Annotated in this window: 15 protein-coding genes and 1 pseudogene; all 16 read left to right on the top strand. The window is 61.3% G+C overall.

Annotated features, from left to right (window positions below):
- Positions 1 to 8 precede the first annotated feature (8 nt).
- The 16 genes and pseudogenes from BN1125_RS00790 to BN1125_RS00715 all read left to right on the top strand — a co-directional run bounded on the left by BN1125_RS00790 (position 9) and on the right by BN1125_RS00715 (position 17014).
- Positions 9 to 1481, top strand: coding sequence for an HD domain-containing phosphohydrolase (locus tag BN1125_RS00790; protein ID WP_042009898.1), 1473 nt, complete (start codon positions 9 to 11; stop codon positions 1479 to 1481).
- 301 nt (positions 1482 to 1782) lie between these two features.
- Positions 1783 to 3351, top strand: coding sequence for an ExeA family protein (locus tag BN1125_RS00785; RefSeq protein WP_042009897.1), 1569 nt, complete (start codon positions 1783 to 1785; stop codon positions 3349 to 3351).
- Complete coding sequence (exeB, locus tag BN1125_RS00780) at positions 3351 to 4043, top strand: GspB family T2SS assembly factor variant ExeB (protein WP_042009895.1); 693 nt, start codon at positions 3351 to 3353, stop codon at positions 4041 to 4043. Before BN1125_RS00785 ends, exeB begins: the two co-directional genes overlap by 1 nt.
- A gap of 254 nt (positions 4044 to 4297) precedes the next feature.
- Positions 4298 to 5143: a GspC family type II secretion system variant ExeC gene (exeC, locus tag BN1125_RS00775; protein ID WP_280136054.1), complete on the top strand. Its 846-nt coding sequence runs from the start codon at positions 4298 to 4300 to the stop codon at positions 5141 to 5143.
- 22 nt (positions 5144 to 5165) lie between these two features.
- A complete protein-coding gene (gene exeD, locus BN1125_RS00770; RefSeq protein ID WP_042009891.1) occupies positions 5166 to 7202 on the top strand; it encodes a GspD family T2SS secretin variant ExeD in 2037 nt (678 codons plus the stop codon).
- Positions 7202 to 8707 (top strand): GspE family T2SS ATPase variant ExeE, encoded by a 1506-nt coding sequence (exeE, locus tag BN1125_RS00765; protein ID WP_042009889.1) that lies wholly within the window; start codon positions 7202 to 7204, stop codon positions 8705 to 8707. Before exeD ends, exeE begins: the two co-directional genes overlap by 1 nt.
- 1 nt (position 8708) lies before the next feature.
- Complete coding sequence (gene exeF, locus BN1125_RS00760) at positions 8709 to 9929, top strand: GspF family T2SS innner membrane protein variant ExeF (RefSeq protein ID WP_042009886.1); 1221 nt, start codon at positions 8709 to 8711, stop codon at positions 9927 to 9929.
- 305 nt (positions 9930 to 10234) lie between these two features.
- Positions 10235 to 10666, top strand: a complete 432-nt coding sequence (exeG, locus tag BN1125_RS00755) for a GspG family T2SS major pseudopilin variant ExeG (protein WP_042009882.1) — start codon at positions 10235 to 10237, stop codon at positions 10664 to 10666.
- A gap of 38 nt (positions 10667 to 10704) precedes the next feature.
- On the top strand, positions 10705 to 11277 hold the full coding sequence (gene exeH / locus BN1125_RS00750; RefSeq protein ID WP_042009879.1) for a GspH family T2SS minor pseudopilin variant ExeH: 573 nt from the start codon (positions 10705 to 10707) through the stop codon (positions 11275 to 11277).
- An 82-nt stretch (positions 11278 to 11359) separates the two neighbouring features.
- Entirely contained in the window at positions 11360 to 11719 is a 360-nt protein-coding gene (exeI, locus tag BN1125_RS00745) for a GspI family T2SS minor pseudopilin variant ExeI (RefSeq protein WP_042009878.1), read from the top strand.
- Positions 11716 to 12363: pseudogene (gene gspJ / locus BN1125_RS00740) on the top strand (type II secretion system minor pseudopilin GspJ); the annotation flags it as partial. The gene exeI and the pseudogene gspJ, both read left to right, overlap by 4 nt.
- 112 nt (positions 12364 to 12475) lie before the next feature.
- Positions 12476 to 13480 (top strand): GspK family T2SS minor pseudopilin variant ExeK, encoded by a 1005-nt coding sequence (exeK, locus tag BN1125_RS00735; RefSeq protein WP_084202215.1) that lies wholly within the window; start codon positions 12476 to 12478, stop codon positions 13478 to 13480.
- Between the two features lie 121 nt (positions 13481 to 13601).
- Positions 13602 to 14786: a GspL family type II secretion system protein ExeL gene (exeL, locus tag BN1125_RS00730; RefSeq protein WP_042009873.1), complete on the top strand. Its 1185-nt coding sequence runs from the start codon at positions 13602 to 13604 to the stop codon at positions 14784 to 14786.
- Positions 14783 to 15274: a GspM family type II secretion system protein ExeM gene (gene exeM / locus BN1125_RS00725; protein ID WP_042009872.1), complete on the top strand. Its 492-nt coding sequence runs from the start codon at positions 14783 to 14785 to the stop codon at positions 15272 to 15274. The genes exeL and exeM overlap by 4 nt, the downstream gene beginning before the upstream one ends.
- A complete protein-coding gene (exeN, locus tag BN1125_RS00720) occupies positions 15271 to 16038 on the top strand; it encodes a GspN family type II secretion system protein ExeN (RefSeq protein WP_042009870.1) in 768 nt (255 codons plus the stop codon). Before exeM ends, exeN begins: the two co-directional genes overlap by 4 nt.
- 655 nt (positions 16039 to 16693) lie before the next feature.
- Positions 16694 to 17014, top strand: a complete 321-nt coding sequence (locus BN1125_RS00715) for a PTS sugar transporter subunit IIB (RefSeq protein ID WP_042009869.1) — start codon at positions 16694 to 16696, stop codon at positions 17012 to 17014.
- The last annotated feature ends 3 nt before the right edge of the window (positions 17015 to 17017 follow it).

Here is a 17017-nt window from a genome sequence, read left to right as displayed (position 1 = left end):
GTGGGAATATGCAGAGGATCACGGGACGCTGCGCCCTGCACTACGGGGTAACCCTGTCACTATTTTGTCTCTATGGCTGGCAGGTCTGCCCGTTTCTCGAGAGTCTCACCCTGCCCCAGTTGCTGGGGCCGACCCTGGTGACGTTCGCCATCATGTTCGCCGTGCGCAACGGGCTGCTCTCAAGGCGGCCCCTGCCGCGCAACGGGCTGAATGGGTTCGGACTGGAGGTAGGCTTTTACCTGCTGGGGGCACTGCTGCTCTCGGGCTACAACGCCCTGGCCCACGACTTTCCGCTGGAGAGTCACCTCAAGGTGCTGCTGGGGATGGCCACCCTCGGCTTTCTGGTGGCGGCCGATCTGACCCTGGCCCGGGGCTGGCTCAGTGCCCGACAGCGGGAACAGCAGGGCTCCTTCGCCCTGAGCCATCCGCTGGCGATGCCGGTTTCACGCAAGTTCACCCTCTTTACCCTGGCGACCCTCACCCTGCTGGGAGCCGTCTTCTTCCTGCTGCTCAACAAGGATCTGGAGTGGCTGATCACGGTCGGGGATACCTTGCCGCACCTCGTAGCCCAGCACTACATACTGCTGGAAATAGCCTTCGTGATGGCGGTGACTTTCGGCTATCTCTCTCTGATCATTCACGGCTATGGCCGCAACCTCTCCCTGACCCTGATGCACCAGACCCGCACCATGGCCAGAGTGCAATGCGGTGACTTCGATGCCCGGGTGCCGGTCACCCGGGATGATGAATTTGGCCTGATTGCCGCCAGCACCAATCAGATGATCGGGGAGCTGAAAGCGCGCCATGACGAGCTACACCTGACCCGGGACGTAGCCATCCTCGGCCTCGCCTCCCTGGCGGAGACCCGGGACAACGAGACCGGCGCCCACATCATCCGTACCCAACACTACATCAAGGTGCTGGCCGAATACCTGAGCCGCCACGAACAGGCCCGCTACCCGCTGGACGACGCCACCATCGATCTGCTGTTCAAGTCAGCCCCCCTGCACGATGTAGGCAAGGTGGGCATTCCCGATGCTATCCTGCTCAAACCGGGCAAGCTGACCGACGAGGAGTTCGCCATCATGAAGCGCCACCCGCAGATCGGCGCCGATGCGCTGGCGAACGCCGAAGCGCAGCTGGGTTCCAACTCCTTCCTGCGGCTGGCCAGGGAGATCTCCCTCGCTCACCACGAGAAGTGGGATGGCAGCGGCTATCCGACCGGGCTGGTCGCTGAGGCTATTCCCCTCTCCGGGCGCTTGATGGCGGTAGCGGATGTCTATGATGCCCTCATCTCGAAGCGGGTCTACAAACCCGCCTTCAACCATGAGAAGGCGAAGGAGCTCATCGTGAAGGGGAGCGGCAGCCATTTTGATCCCGGCATCGTCGCGGCTTTTATCGCCTGCGAGGCGCAGTTCAGGGAGATTGCCGCGCAGTTTCAGGATAACCACCAGCCAGAGAATAACCCGACCACCCGGTAGCGAGATCTGAGGCGACGACCCGGGCCAGCACAGGTGTGCGAACAGGTCTGAAAATAACCAGTTCAGAAGCACACATCAGGCCTTGGCCACGCGGCTGCGATATTGATATCTCCCTTTATTTACAGATGTTTTTTTTCATTTTGTGATCCAGGTTCATGCCGATGACGCAACCGGGATCACAAGATGACAGGGAAAGTCTGCAATTTGCCCTCCTTGACCAATGATGGCTTCCAATGAAAGCGAGGTTTGCTATCATCCGAAGACATTTTTCATCTGTTTCCGGCTACAAAAGAATACCCTCATGTACACACAGTTCTTCGGCCTCTCGGAACACCCGTTTTCCATCTCGCCCAATCCCAAATATCTCTATATGAGTGAGCGCCACGGCGAGGCCCTTGCTCATCTCAACTATGGATTGCAGGATGGCGGTGGCTTTGTGCTGCTGACCGGCGAAGTGGGCACCGGCAAGACCACTGTCTCCCGCTGCCTGCTGCAACAGCTGCCCGCCGAGACCGAGATCGCCTACATCCTCAACCCCTCGCTAACCGAACGGGATCTGCTGGCGGCCATCTGTGACGAGTTTCAACTCGCCTATGCCAATGATGCCGGGCTCAAGCAGCTGTTCGACCTGATCCGCGATCACCTGCTGGCCAACCTGGCGGCAGGCAAGCGCAGCGTGGTACTGGTGGATGAGGCGCAGCACCTGCTGCCGGGGGTGCTGGAGCAGTTGCGTCTGCTCACCAACCTCGAGACCGACGAACGAAAACTGCTGCAGGTGGTGCTGATCGGCCAACCCGAGCTGCAACAGATGCTGCGCCAACCGCTGCTGCGTCAGCTGGCCCAGCGCATTACCGCCCGCTACCACCTGCTGCCGCTCTCCCACAGCGACGTCGATGCCTATGTCCGTTTTCGCCTGCAGGTCGCCGGCTGCGTGCAACCCATCTTTACCCCGCGCGCCATCAAGACACTCCACCGTCTGAGCGGCGGTATTCCCCGCCTGATCAACCTTATCTGTGATCGCGCCCTGATCGCCGCCTTCGCCCGTGGCAGCTACAAAATTGTCCACAGCGATATCAGCCAGGCTGCCTTCGAGGTCAATGGCGTTCGGGACGAAGGAAGCTGGGCCTCCGGTCTGATGGTGACGCTGGCGGGCGCCCTGCTGGTGGTCGCAGGCTGGTGGGGCTGGCAGCTCTTTGGCATCTTCCCGGAGCGTCCTGTGGTCAAGGTCGAGGTGCCGGTCACCATCGACGAGACCGCCGAGCAGCAGGAGCAGCTAACCGAGGCGATCAATCAGGCTATCGACCCCGACAGCGCTATGCAAAATCTCTATCGGGTCTGGGGTTATGAACCGGAACCGTTCGAGGCGACCTGCGACAATGCCCCTCGCGCCGGCCTGCGCTGTCAGGAAGGCGAGGCGAGCCTCGACGAGCTGCGCGCCCTGCAGCATCCCGCCATGATCACGCTCACTGACCAGACTGGCAGCCTCTATTACGCGACCCTGGTCAATCTGGGGCCGGGCAAGGCCAGCTTGATGATCGGCGACCAGAGCTGGCAGGTTGATCGTCAGTGGCTCAGCGACAACTGGGGCGGCAGCTACACCCTGCTATGGCGTATGCCCAAGGGGGGCGTCAACCTGATCGCCAGCAACGCTGGCCAGACCCAGATCCAGTGGCTCGACAACGCCCTCAGCCGTGCGCTGCAGCAACCCGAGCGCAAGGTGCGCCGCTTCGATGGCGAGCTCAAGCACAAGTTGCAACAGTTCCAGCGGGATCAGGGGCTCACCCCGGATGGCATCGCGGGCAGCAATACCCTGCTGCGCCTCAACGCCCTCTCCGGTGAACCCATGCCCAGACTGGAGGAGGCCTCCTGATGTCTACCCTGCTCAAGGCGCTGCGCCGCGCTCAGCAACCGCCGCTATCTGCCCATATTCCGGCCATGGGCTTGCCCATGCCCCGGGAAGAGGAGCGCAGCCCCCGCCGCATCGGCTGGCTGCTGGCCCCCCTTGCCCTGCTGCTGGGGGCGGGCGCCAACTATGGCTGGCACCTGATCCACCTGCGCCCCCTCGAGGAGAAGGTGGAGGTGAAAGAGGTGATCACCCCGCCCTTCGTGCGGGTCGAGCCCAAGGCGATGGTGACTCGCCCCCTGCCCCCTCCCCTGCCGGAGCCTGTGGTGCAAACCAAGGCAGTCGCCAGAAACGAAGGGGCCAGCCAGGGAAAATTCCCCTCGCTGAGTCTGGCCGAGCAGCTGATGCGGGCGCTTAATGAAACCCCGTTGCAGGAGCTGCCCAACCCGGCCAACCAGAACGTGCAACCGGCCCAGTTGATGGCGTTGGCAGCGGCGCCGCAGTCGGTGCGCCAGCAGGTGCCCGCGTTCAGCTATGGCTCTCATGTGTTCTCCTCCAATCCCGCCAAGCGTGCCGTGGTGCTCAATGGCCGCGAATACCGGGAGGGCAGCGAGATAGCGCCGGGGGTCGTGCTCGCCACCATCGATCAGCAGTACATAGTGCTGCAGGTGGCCGGCCAGAGCGTGACCCTCAAGGCATTGCAGGATTGGACCCCGTGAGCCATCACCGGCAAGGCTGCACTGTCGGATGCCGCATAAACAATCACCACACAGTGCGGTTATGACCAGTACCGCAACTGAGGGCGACTACTTTTGTCAGCACTCATTCAGTCCAGATGTGATGAAATATGCATTTTTGCGCATTGGAGTGCCCGGACCCGTTGTGTCACGGCAAACAGCCGTACACAATACGCAGCCGCCCCAGAGCCTGGAATTTGTTGATTAATATGACGCTACGATTCAGGGATGACATCTTGACCCTGCTACTGGCCCAGTGCCGGCGGCTGCCCATGACCAGAGTCACCCAGCTGGCCTTTCTGGCGCTGCTGATTATGTTGGCCCAGCAGAGCGCGGCCCTTACCTGGCGTCTGTTCACCCTGGCCAGCCCGCAAACCAGCCAGCCGTGGCAACCGTCCATCGTGGCGGTCAACAGCCAGAGCACCCCACGCCTTGAACTGGGCGAGCTCAGCCGTTTGGCCCTGTTTGGCAAGGCGATCCCCAAGACGCAGACCCAAGCCGCCACCTTGGCCACCAATGCCCCGCGTACCCAGCTCAATGCCCAGCTCAACGGGGTGTTGGCGAGCTCGGATCCCGCCAAATCCATCGCCATCATCACCATGTCCGGCACCCAGAACTCCTACGGGATCGGCGATATGATTATCGGCACCCAGGGTCGGATCCGACAGGTCTATCCGGATCGGGTCATCATAGAGCGGGATGGCCGCGACGAGACCCTGATGCTGGATGGCGAGGAGTATGGCAAGCCACTGCCACAAACAGCAAAAGCTCCCCCCCTTGGCTCCCTGCGCGGCGAGCTGATGGCCGATCCGGCCAAGATCACCGATTACCTCAATATTTCACCGGTTCAAATGGATGGCCAGATGGCCGGTTATCGCCTCAACCCGGGCAGCAATCCGGAACTCTTCAACCAGAGCGGGCTGAAGGCCAATGATCTGGCTATCAGCATCAACGGACTGGATCTGCGTGACAACATGCAAGCCATGCAAGCCATGCAGCAGCTGGCCAGCGCTACCGAATTGACAGTGACCGTCGAGCGGCAGGGTGAACAGTTCGATGTCTATGTTCGCTTGTCAGAATAATGATTTTGGAGTCGTACCAAGAATGAGCACTAAAGCAAAAGGCTGGCGTCTGGCCGCCATGGCGGCGGCACTGATGATGGCAGGTTCAGCCTGGGCCACCGAGTATTCGGCCAGCTTCAAGAACGCCGACATCGAAGAGTTCATCAATACAGTGAGCAAGAACCTCAACCGCACCGTCATCATCGAGCCCTCGGTGCGCGGCAAGATCAACGTGCGCAGCTATGACCTGCTCAACGAGGATCAGTACTATCAGTTCTTTCTGAGTGTGCTAGACGTTTACGGTTTTGCCGTGGTGCCGATGGATAACGGCGTGCTCAAGGTGCTGCGTTCGCGGGATGCCAAGACCTCCGCCATTCCGGTGGTGGATGGCAACAACCCGGGCATGGGCGATGAAATGGTGACCCGGGTAGTGCCGGTGCGCAACGTCTCGGTGCGCGAACTCGCCCCCCTGCTGCGTCAGCTCAACGACAATGCTGGCGGCGGCAACGTGGTCCATTACGATCCTTCCAACGTACTGTTGATTACAGGCCGTGCCGCCGTGGTCAATCGTCTGGTGGAAGTCGTCAACCGGGTCGACCGCGCCGGCGATCAGGAGGTGGACATCATCAAGCTGAAATACGCCTCCGCCGGTGAAATGGTGCGCCTGGTCACCAACCTCAACAAGGATGGCAACACCCAGGGGAGTACCGCCAGCCTGCTGCTGAGCCCCAAGGTGGTCGCTGACGAGCGCACCAATGCGGTGGTGGTCAGTGGCGAGCCCAAGGCGCGCGCTCGCATCATCCAGCTGGTGCGCCAGCTCGATCGTGACCTGCAAAGCCAGGGCAATACCCGGGTCTTCTACCTCAAATACGGCAAGGCCAAAGACATGGTCGACGTGCTCAAGGGGGTCAGCTCCAGCATTGAAACTGGCAAGCAGGGGGGAGCGGCAACAACCGGAGGTAGCAGCATCGGCGGCAGCAAGCTCGCCATCTCCGCCGACGAGACGACCAACGCCTTGGTGATCACCGCCCAGCCGGACGTGATGGCCGAACTTGAACAGGTGATTGCCAAGCTCGATATCCGCCGCGCCCAGGTGCTGGTGGAGGCGATCATCGTCGAAATGCAGGACGGTGACGGCCTCAACCTCGGGGTGCAATGGGCCAACACCAGCGGGGGCGGAACCCAATTTGGCAATTCAGGATTGCCCCTCGGCACCCTGCTCGGCGCCAAAGACGGCGAGGATGGAGATAACGGAAACGTAGGCAACTTGCTCAGTGGCTTTAACGGTATGGCGGCCGGTTTCTATCATGGAAACTGGGCCATGCTGGTGACAGCGCTCTCCACCAACACCAAGAACGATATCCTTTCTACCCCCAGCATCGTCACCATGGACAATAAGGAGGCGTCGTTCAACGTGGGTCAGGAGGTGCCGGTGCAGAGCGGCTCCCAGAGTTCCACCTCCGGTGATAACATCTTCAACACTATCGAGCGTAAAACCGTCGGCACCAAGCTGATTGTGACGCCCCAGATTAATGAAGGGGATGCGGTGTTGCTCAACATTGAGCAAGAGGTATCCAGCGTGGCCAAGGCGCAAGCCACCGGAACGGCGGATCTGGGCCCTACCTTTGATACCCGTACCGTCAAAAACGCGGTACTGGTCAAGAGTGGCGAAACCGTGGTGCTGGGCGGCCTGATGGACGAGCAGACCAAGGAAGAGGTGTCCAAGGTGCCGCTGCTCGGCGACATTCCAGTACTGGGCTACCTGTTCCGCTCCACCTCCAACACCACTGCCAAACGCAACCTGATGGTCTTTATCCGGCCGACCATACTGCGCGATGCCAATGTCTACTCCGGCATCTCCAGCAACAAGTACACCCTGTTCCGCGCAGAGCAGCTTGACGCCGCCGCCCAGGAGCGTTATCTCACCTCGCCCAACCGCCAGGTGCTGCCCGCCTACGGTCAGGATGTCATGGTGTCACCCGAGCTGCAAAAGGAAGTACAAAAGCAGGTTGAACAGATAAAAATTCGCCAGCAAAACACTGCCGACAGCACCACCCCGTTTGTGCAGAGTCAGCCCTGATGAGTGCCTATCATCTGGACGGCAGCGTCGGGCCTGCGCACCTGCCCGAGCTCCCCTTCGTCTTTGCCCGCAACTTCGGGGTGATCCTGATTGAGCGGGACGGCGCCCCCGTGCTGCAGTGCCGTCCCGGCGTCACCCCGCAAGCCCTGCTGGAAGTGCGGCGGGTGGCGGGTTGCAGCTTCGCGGTTGAGCAGCTCGACAACGACGCCTTCGAAGAGCTGCTGATGGCCCACTACCAGCGCGACTCCTCCGAGGCGCGCCAGCTGATGGAAGATCTCGGCAACGAGATGGACTTCTTCGCCCTGGCCGAAGAGCTGCCCCAGAGCGAAGATCTGCTGGATGCCGATGACGACGCCCCCATCATTCGCCTCATCAACGCCATGTTGAGCGAGGCGATAAAAGAGGAGGCCTCGGATATCCATATCGAGACCTTCGAGCGGGCGTTGGTGATCCGCTTTCGCATCGACGGGGTATTGCGGGAGATCCTGCGCCCCCATCGCAAGCTCGCCTCGCTGCTGGTGTCGCGGATCAAGGTGATGTCACGAATGGACATCGCCGAAAAGCGGGTACCGCAGGATGGGCGGATCTCCCTGCGCATCGGCGGCCGCGCCGTCGACGTGCGGGTCTCCACCATGCCGTCAAGCTACGGCGAGCGGGTGGTACTGCGACTACTGGACAAGAACAACGTCCGCCTCGAGCTCAAGCAGCTCGGTATGACCAAGGCCAACCGCACCATCATTAGCGAGCTCATTCGCAAGCCCCACGGCATTATTCTGGTGACCGGGCCGACCGGTTCCGGCAAATCCACCACCCTCTATGCTGCCTTGTCAGAAATCAACTCGCGGGATCGCAACATACTGACGGTGGAAGATCCCATCGAATATGATCTCGAAGGGGTGGGCCAGACCCAGGTCAACAGCAAGGTGGACATGACCTTCGCCCGTGGTCTGCGCGCCATCTTGCGTCAGGATCCGGATGTGGTGATGGTGGGTGAAATCCGCGATCTGGAGACCGCCCAGATCGGCGTGCAAGCATCCCTCACCGGTCACCTGGTGATGTCGACCCTGCACACCAACACCGCCATCGGCGCCATCACCCGGATGCGGGACATGGGGATCGAGCCCTTCCTGCTCTCCTCGTCGCTGCTGGCGGTGCTGGCTCAGCGGCTGGTGCGTACCCTCTGCCCCGATTGCCGCGCCCCCCACCCCGTCACCGAGCAGGAGCGCCTCGCCATGGGGATCGCACTGGCCCCCGACCAGCGGGTGTGGCGCCCGGTCGGCTGCGAGCAGTGCAACCACACCGGCTACCGTGGCCGGACCGGCATCCACGAGTTGGTGGTGATCGACGAAGCGGTGCGGGAAGCCATTCACAGTGCCAGCGGCGAGCTCGCCATCGAGCGGCTGATCCGCGGCCACACCCCCAGCATCCGCCGTGACGGCATCGACAAGGTCCTTCAGGGGCAAACCAGCCTCGAAGAGGTGCTGCGCGTGACCCGGGAAGATTGAGATGGCGGCATTCGAATACAAGGCTCTCGACAACAAGGGGCGCAGCAAGAGCGGCGTGATGGAGGGCGACTCGGCCCGCCAGGTACGTCAGCTGCTGCGCGAGCAGGGGCTCACCCCCCTCGAGGTAAACGAGACCACCGAGAAGGCGAAACGGGAAGCGACCCGCTTCTCCCTGTTTCGTCGTGGCGCCAGCACCGCCGAGCTGGCCCTCATCACCCGCCAGCTGGCGACCCTGGTGGGCGCCGGTCTGACCATCGAAGAGGCGCTCAAGGCGGTTGCCGAGCAGTGTGAGAAGGCTCACCTGCGCAGTCTGGTGGCGACCGTGCGCAGCAAGGTAGTGGAAGGTTATTCGCTGGCCGACTCGCTGGGAGCCTTTCCCCATGTGTTCGACCAGTTGTTTCGCTCCATGGTGGCAGCCGGTGAAAAATCGGGCCATCTGGAGAAGGTGCTCAACCGCCTCGCCGACTATACCGAGCAGCGCCAGCACATGCGCACCAAGCTGCTGCAAGCGATGATCTACCCCATCGTCCTCACCTGCGTGGCCATCGGGGTCATCTCGATCCTGCTCACGGCCGTGGTGCCCAAGGTGGTGGCCCAGTTCGAGCACATGGGTCAGCAGTTGCCGGGCACCACCCGCTTTCTTATCGGCACCAGCGAGCTGATGCAGGCCTATGGTCTCTGGTTCTTGCTGCTGCTGTTTGCTGGCAGTCTGGTCTGGCGCTGGTGGCTCACCGATGAGAAGCGCCGCCGCCACTGGCATCAGGTGATCCTGCGTCTGCCGGTGATTGGCCGGGTCAGCCGTGGCCTCAACACTGCCCGCTTCGCCCGGACTTTAAGCATCCTCAACGCCAGTGCGGTGCCGCTGCTTGAAGGGATGAAGATCTCCGGCGAAGTGCTCTCCAACGACTTTGCCAGAATGCGCATTCTCGAGGCCGCCGAGCGGGTGCGCGAGGGGACCAGTCTGCGCAAGTCGCTGACCGAGACCAAGATTTTCCCGCCCATGATGCTGCACATGATCGCCTCCGGCGAACAGAGCGGCGAGCTCGACAGCATGCTGGAGCGGGCGGCGGACAACCAGGATCGGGAGTTTGAATCCCAGGTCAACATCGCCCTCGGGGTGTTCGAACCCATGCTGGTGGTCTCCATGGCCGGGGTGGTGCTGTTTATCGTGATGTCGATCCTGCAGCCGATCCTGGAACTCAACAATATGGTGAATTTATGATGCGGGCATGCAGGTGAGGTCGGTCGATCCTGCAGTCAATTCGCTGGAGCCCAACAACATGGTGAATTTATGATACTGGCCTGCAGATGAGGTCGGTCGATCCTGCAGTCAATTCGCTCGAGCTCAACAATATGGTGAATATGTAAGGTTCGGACGTCCGAATACGCGTCGCTATTCGAACCTGCCAATCCAGTCGAACCCGTAGGTTCGATTAGCCGACAGGCGTAATCGAACAATCGCGGTTCAACAATATGATGGTCAATTTCTGATGGCCCACGCCATCTTATTTCGTTAGGGAGTTAGTCATGCACAAACGTCGTCAATCCGGTTTTACCCTGCTGGAAGTCATGGTGGTCATCGTGATCCTGGGGATCCTGGCCAGTCTGGTGGTGCCCAACCTGATGGGCAACAAGGAGAAGGCTGACCAGCAGAAAGCGGTCTCCGATATCGTGGCGCTGGAAAACGCCCTCGACATGTACAAGCTGGACAACAACCGCTACCCGACCACCGAACAGGGTCTTGACGCGCTGGTGACCAAGCCTTCCATCGATCCGGCGCCACGCAGCTACCGTGATGGCGGCTACATCAAGCGCCTGCCGCAAGATCCCTGGGGTAACCCGTACCAGCTGCTGAGCCCGGGCCAGTTCGGCAAGCTCGACATCTTCTCCATGGGTCTGGATGGGGAAGCCGGTACCGATGACGACATCGGCAACTGGAACCTGAAGGATTTCCAATAAGTGATATGTCGCCACCGCACTCCTTGTGAGCTGACTGCATGAAGCGATCTCTCTCCTTTCATCGCCAATCCGGCTTTACTCTGCTGGAAGTGTTGCTGGTCGCCATGCTGATGGGACTGGTGGCCACCGCCGTCACCCTCAGCATGGGTGGCGCCAAAGGGGACAGAGTACTCGACAAGCAGGCACGGCGCCTGATGGCGACCCTGCAACTGGCGCAGGAGTATGCGGTGATGGATGGTCGGCTGGTGGGCATGCGCATCGAGGAGAACGGCTGGCAGTTTATGCAGCGCCAGCTGAAGGATCGCAAGTGGCTGGCCCTGACCGGCGACAAGCAGCTCGGCCCTGTGCAGTTGCCCGACAACATGGCGCTGGCACTGGAGCTGGAAGGCTTTGGCTGGCAACCGGACCCCGACCAGCAAACCGAACAGACCCGCGAAGAGAAGGAGCGCACGCCGCAACTGCTGATCTTCCCGGGCGGTGAGCTGAGCCCCTTCGTGCTCACCTTCAGCCAGCAGGATGACGAGGCGCGCTACACCCGCATCGTCAAGGGTGACGAGTTCGGCCGCCTCACCCTGCTCACCGGCGATGAAGGAGACGAGGTGTCCGAGTGAACGCCCACGACATGACCTGGTTTGAGAAAGACGTGATGGTGGCACCACATCCGTGCCAACAAAACGCTCAAGGGGTAACCAATTGAACGCCCGTGGCATGACGTTACTCGAGGTGATGGTAGCACTGGCGGTGTTTGCCATCGCTGGACTTGCGGTGATGAAAACCGCCAGCGAGCACCTCGCGGCCCTCAGCTATCTGGAGCAAAAGACGCTCGCCACCTGGGTGGTGGAGAACCAGCTGGTGCAGCAAAAACTCGAGAACAAGTGGCCCGGCGACAGCTGGGTGGAAGGGGATGAACAGATGGCGGGCAGCATCTGGTACTGGCGCTATCGCGGGGTGGCAACCGCCGACAGCAACTTCCGGGCGCTCGATATGGAAGTGCGTACCGAGGCCAAGGCCGAGAACCCAGTGGCCATGATGCGGACCTATATCAATCGATGATCCAGCCCTTCTCCCGCACGCCTCGCCCCGCACACCTCGCCGGTTTTACCCTGCTCGAAATGCTGGTGGCGATCGCCATCTTCGCCAGCCTCAGCTTGGGCGCCTATCAGGTGCTGCAAGGGGTGCTCACCAGCGACGAGGTGGCCAAGCGCAAGGAGGCTCGCCTCGGCGAGTTGCAGCTCGCCTTCACCCTGTTGGAGCGGGATGTCACCCAGATGGTGCCGCGCAGCGGCCGCATCGAGGGGGAGAACAACAAGGTGCTGCTGGCGGCCTCCCGTTTTGGCCAGCAGAGCGATGACTGGGGCATGACCTTTATGCGCAGCGGCTGGCTCAACCCGGATGGCATGCTGCCCCGCTCCCATTTGCAGCGGGTCGGCTGGCGGCTCAAGGATCAGACGCTGGAGCGGCTGAGCTACCTCTATCCGGATCCGGTGATCGGCACCGAGCCGCGCATTCAGCCGGTGCTGACGGGGGTCACAGCGTTTCGCCTCTACTTCTTCGACAAGGGGGGCTGGAAAGAGGAGTGGACCCAGCGCAGCGTGCTGCCCCACGGACTGGCGGTGGAGCTCGATCTGGAGGATTACGGTACCCTTCGCCGCCAATTCCTGATCGGTGCCGGTGGCCAGCGCGCTGAGGAGAACAGCCAGAGCAGCAACCCCGATCAAGGGGGCGGCAACGACAGCAATAACGGGAACAACAGCGGCAACGGCAATGCCAATGGCGGTAATGGTGACAGCCAGAACGGAGGCGGCGCCAATGGGGGCTAATCGCACGCCGCCCTCTCGCCAGGGCGGCATGGCCCTGCTGGTGGTGCTGCTGATCCTCTCGGTGATGGTGATCATCGCCAGCAACATGAGCGGCCGCCTGCAACTTGAGTTGCGCCGCACCGCCAACATCACCAGCGGCAAACAGGCGTGGTGGTACGCCCTCTCGGCGGAGGCGCTGGTGAGCAAGGTGCTGGCACAGGATTTCAAGGATGACCCGGAAGTGGTCAACCTAGGCCAGAACTGGGCCCGCAAGAATACGGTTTTTCCGGTGGATGATGGCCAACTGAAGGGCGAGGTGACCGATCTGCAATCCTGCTTCAACCTCAATAGCCTGAGCGTGGCCTCCAAGGCGGGGAGCGGCGAGGATCTGGATAAGCAGCCCTATCAGGTACAGGTGTTCCGCACCCTGCTCAAGGAGCTGGCGCTGGATGATTACGAAGCGGCCCAGCTCACCGATGCCATCCGCGACTGGACCGACAAGAATACCGTGCTGGTCTCGAGCCTTGGCGCCGAAGATGCCTATTACGAGGGGTTAAAGCCGCCCTACCTCACCGCCAACCAGTGGATGCTGGGCAGGGATGAGTTGCGGGCGGTGCGCGGGGTGACCGCCAGGGTCTATGCCAAACTGGCCCCCTACGTCTGCGCCCTGCCCAGCGACAAGCTGAAGATCAATATCAATACCCTGGTACCCGAGCGGCCCGAGCTGCTGGTCGCCCTCTATCTTGGCAAGATTGGCAGCGACGATGCCAAGCGGGTACTGACCGATCGCCCCAGGAAGGGGTGGAAAGAGATCAAGCTGATGATGGACCAGCTGCCCGTACCTCTTGAGAGCGTACAAGGCCTCAAGGAGGCGCTGGTGGTCAAGAGCGACTTCTTTGAGGCCCGGGTGGTTGCCGAGGTCGGCGACAACCGCGCCTGGCTGGAGAGCCTCTTCCAGCGGGGCAAGGACAATAAACTGGTCATGCTGCGCCGCCTCAGTAGCGGCACCGAATAAACAGTGCACCCGCGGGCCTGGCCTGCGGATGCGAGAGATGTGGGATGCAGCCTGCGGGCTGCGCACCGGTTGCCATGGCACACAACACGCCCGAGCGACCGGTATCGCAGGAGAGAGATGCGTGAGCGAAAGTCTGGTCATCCGACTGGGGACCAATAAACAACAACCCGTGGCCTGGCTGGTCTGGTCCGGTCAGGAGCAGGAGATCATCGCCTCCGGCACCCTGCCCTCGGCCGATGCCCTAAGCGAGCTGCAGGAGCGGGCCGGTGGCCGCCCCGTTGTCACGCTAGTGCCGGGCAGCGATCTGATCTTCCGCCGGGTCACCCTGCCGGGGCGCTACAACCGGCAGTCGGCGGCGGCCCTCCCCTATCTGCTGGAAGAGCAGATCGCCTCCGACGTGGACGAACTTCATCTGGTGGTGCTGGCCCACACCGGCCCGCAGGTGGATCTGATGGCGGTGGATCGGCAGAAGATGGGCGAGTGGCTCGGCTGGCTCGATGCCGCTGGCCTCAAGAGCCTGCATCTGCTGCCCGATGTGCTGGCGCTGCCACAGGCGGCCGATGGCTGGTCAGCCCTGCAACTCGGCAGCGAGTGGCTGGTGCGCCAGGGCCCCTGTCAGGGGATCGTGGCTGACGAGCAGCTGCTGGCCATCTTGCTGGCGACTGAAGCCGAGCCGGTCACCATCCACAGCCACACCCCGGTGCCCGCCATTGCCGCGGCCAACTGGCAGGCGGCGGAGCCCGAGCTGCCCATGCTGCTGCTGGCCAAAGGAGCCCTCATCTGCCGGGCCAACCTGCTGACCGGCCCCTACCGACCCCAGACCGAATATGCCCGCTACTGGTTGCAGTGGCGCAAGGTGGCCATCACCGCTGGGTTGTTGCTGCTGGTGGCCCTCGGCCAGCGCGGCGTGCAGATCTATCAGCTCACCGAGCAGGACAAAGCGCTGAAAGCGGAGATCCGTGCCGTCTATACCCGCATCTTCCCGGGGGAGAGCCGCATCGTGAACGTGCGCAGCCAGATGAACCAGCACCTGCAACGAATGGGACAGACACCGCAAAACGGTGTGCTGCTGATGCTGACCGAGCTGGCCCCCACCTTTGCCGAAGTGCCCGGCCTGAAACCACAGGTGATGCGCTTTGATGCCAGCCGCCGCGAGCTGCGGCTGCAGGTGACCGCTCCCGGCTTCGCCGAGATCGAGCGGTTCCGTGAGCTGGCAGGCAAACAATTCGAGGTGCAGCAGGGCGAGGTGCGCAGCACCGAGGGCAAGGTAGAGGGCGCACTGGTGCTCAAGGGTAAATCATCATGATGGAAAAATTGCAGAGCTGGTGGCAGGGCATCACCGCACGGGAACAGCGGCTGGTGGTCGCAGGCAGCATACTGCTGCTGGTCGGCCTCTTCTACTGGAGCGCTTGGCATCCCCTCAACAATCGTATCGCCGAGCGGGAGCGGCAGGTGCAGAACCAGCAGCAGACCCTCGCTTGGCTCAAGGAAAAAGGGGAAGAGGTGCTGGCCATGCAGGGTGGGACGGGTCGCCAGATCGACACCAGCGGCACCCTGGAGGGGGTCGTCAACCGCACCGCCTTCAACCACAAGATCAAGATTGCCCGGCTGCAACCCCAGGCGCAGGAACTGCAGGTGTGGATCGACACGGTCCAGTTCGATGACTTGCTGCTATGGCTCGCCACTCTGGTGGAGCAGCACGGCATTCAGGTTCAAATCATCGAGATCGCCCGCGAGGAGCTGGCCCCGGGTCTGGTCAAAGTCAGACGCTTGCAGTTGAGTCGCCCACAATGAAAAAATCCATCCTGATTGCCAGCCTGTTTCTGGCAGCCTATTTCATGTTCCTGCTGGCGACCCTGCCAGCGGCGCTGGTGGCACGCCATCTGCCGCTGCCGGCCAACATGGCCAACCAGCTGAAGCTGGAAGGGGTAAGCGGCACCCTCTGGAGTGGCCAGGCGGCCCGGCTGCACTATGCCAGCGAATCGGTCAGCCAGCTGCGCTGGGATCTCAACGGCTGGTCGCTGCTGCGCTTCGCCCCCGAAGTGGCCATTCGCTTTGGTGATCGCAACGGGCTCAACGGTCAGGGCGTTGTCGGCTGGAATGGCACCGCCTTCGGCCGGGATCTGACCCTCAACGCCCCCGCCCCCTGGTTGCTAAGCCGGGTGCCGATACGCCTGCCGATCCCGATCACCGTCACCGGCCAGCTGCAGCTCAAAGTGGAGCAGTTTGCCCAGGGCAACCCCTGGTGTGACAACCTCTACGGCAACCTCGACTGGTACAACGCCAGCGCAGATACCCCGGCGGGCAAGCTGGATCTGGCCGACCCCGATCTGAAACTCACCTGCCTCGACTCCAAACTGGTGGCCGAACTCAAGCAGGGCTCAGATGCCGTGCAGACCATCGGTCGCCTCGAGCTGCAACCCAATGGCCAATACCTGTTCCAGGGCACCCTGAAGCCAGGCCCAGAACTGCCACCACAGATGCAACAAGGGCTCCCCTTCCTCGGCCAGCCAGATAGTCAGGGCCGCTTCCCCCTGCGCTATCAGGGGCGGATCTAACGCCCTCCCCACTGACCCCGGAGCCACTCCGGGGTCAGCTTTTTTACCCCTTTGTGTCCTTCTCCTCTCACTGCACTGACTCCCTCAGCCCTCACTCATTTAGCCCTTACTCATTCAGTCCTCACTTAGCGCCATATCCCCTGCAAGTGCACCTGTTTATCCTCCCTACCAGCCCGCTCAATGCAGCAACAACCAGCCTCTCTCGTCAATTCACCTGCCGCCAATGGTCAATGAGCGCGCACCTTGTTGAGAAAGCGGCAACTCACCTTAGCAAAGCTGAATATCAACCAGGTTACATTGCTTGTTAAATGTGAGCTGCCACTCGTTATTGATTTTTTCCAGCCAGATTGTAGCCAATCACAAGAGAGCGAATATAACCAGCTGAAAAATAACGACTAAACAAGAATTAAAGTCCTCATTACGCGCCATTCCGCCTCATTCCCTCTGTGCCTGCCCATCAAAATTGTGAGCGATGGTAAAACAATAGGTCAACCAAAGACAATTGATATGAATATCGAAATACCAGATGGAACCCGAGGCTAGATACAATCAGGTCAATTGGAGATGATTGATTTGTCTTTGTAGTGCGACAGGCAACCATCTCGACTGATCTGTTCATCTGTTCATTCGGTTTTCAAGCGTTGAGGGAAGGGTTATGGAAAAGAAGCGTATCTACCTGTTTTGCTCTGCCGGGATGTCCACTTCACTGCTGGTTTCAAAGATGAAGGCGCAGGCGGAAAAATATGATGTGCCGGTGCTGATCGATGCCTATCCGGAGACCCTGGCTGGCGAGAAGGGACAGGATGCTGATCTGGTGCTGCTGGGCCCGCAAATTGCCTACATGCTGCCGGAGATCCAGCAGCAACTGCCGGGCAAGCCGGTCGAGGTGATCGATACCCTGCTCTACGGCAAGGTCGATGGTCTCGGCGTACTGAAAGCGGCGGTAGCCTCCATCAAGAAGAGCATCGCGCAGTAAGGA

The organism is Aeromonas fluvialis (genome assembly GCF_000819885.1).
GTDB classification, from domain to species: Bacteria; Pseudomonadota; Gammaproteobacteria; order Enterobacterales; family Aeromonadaceae; genus Aeromonas; species Aeromonas fluvialis.
The sequence above is the reverse complement of the archived record's forward strand: the minus strand, read 5'-3'. Positions and strand labels throughout refer to the sequence as shown.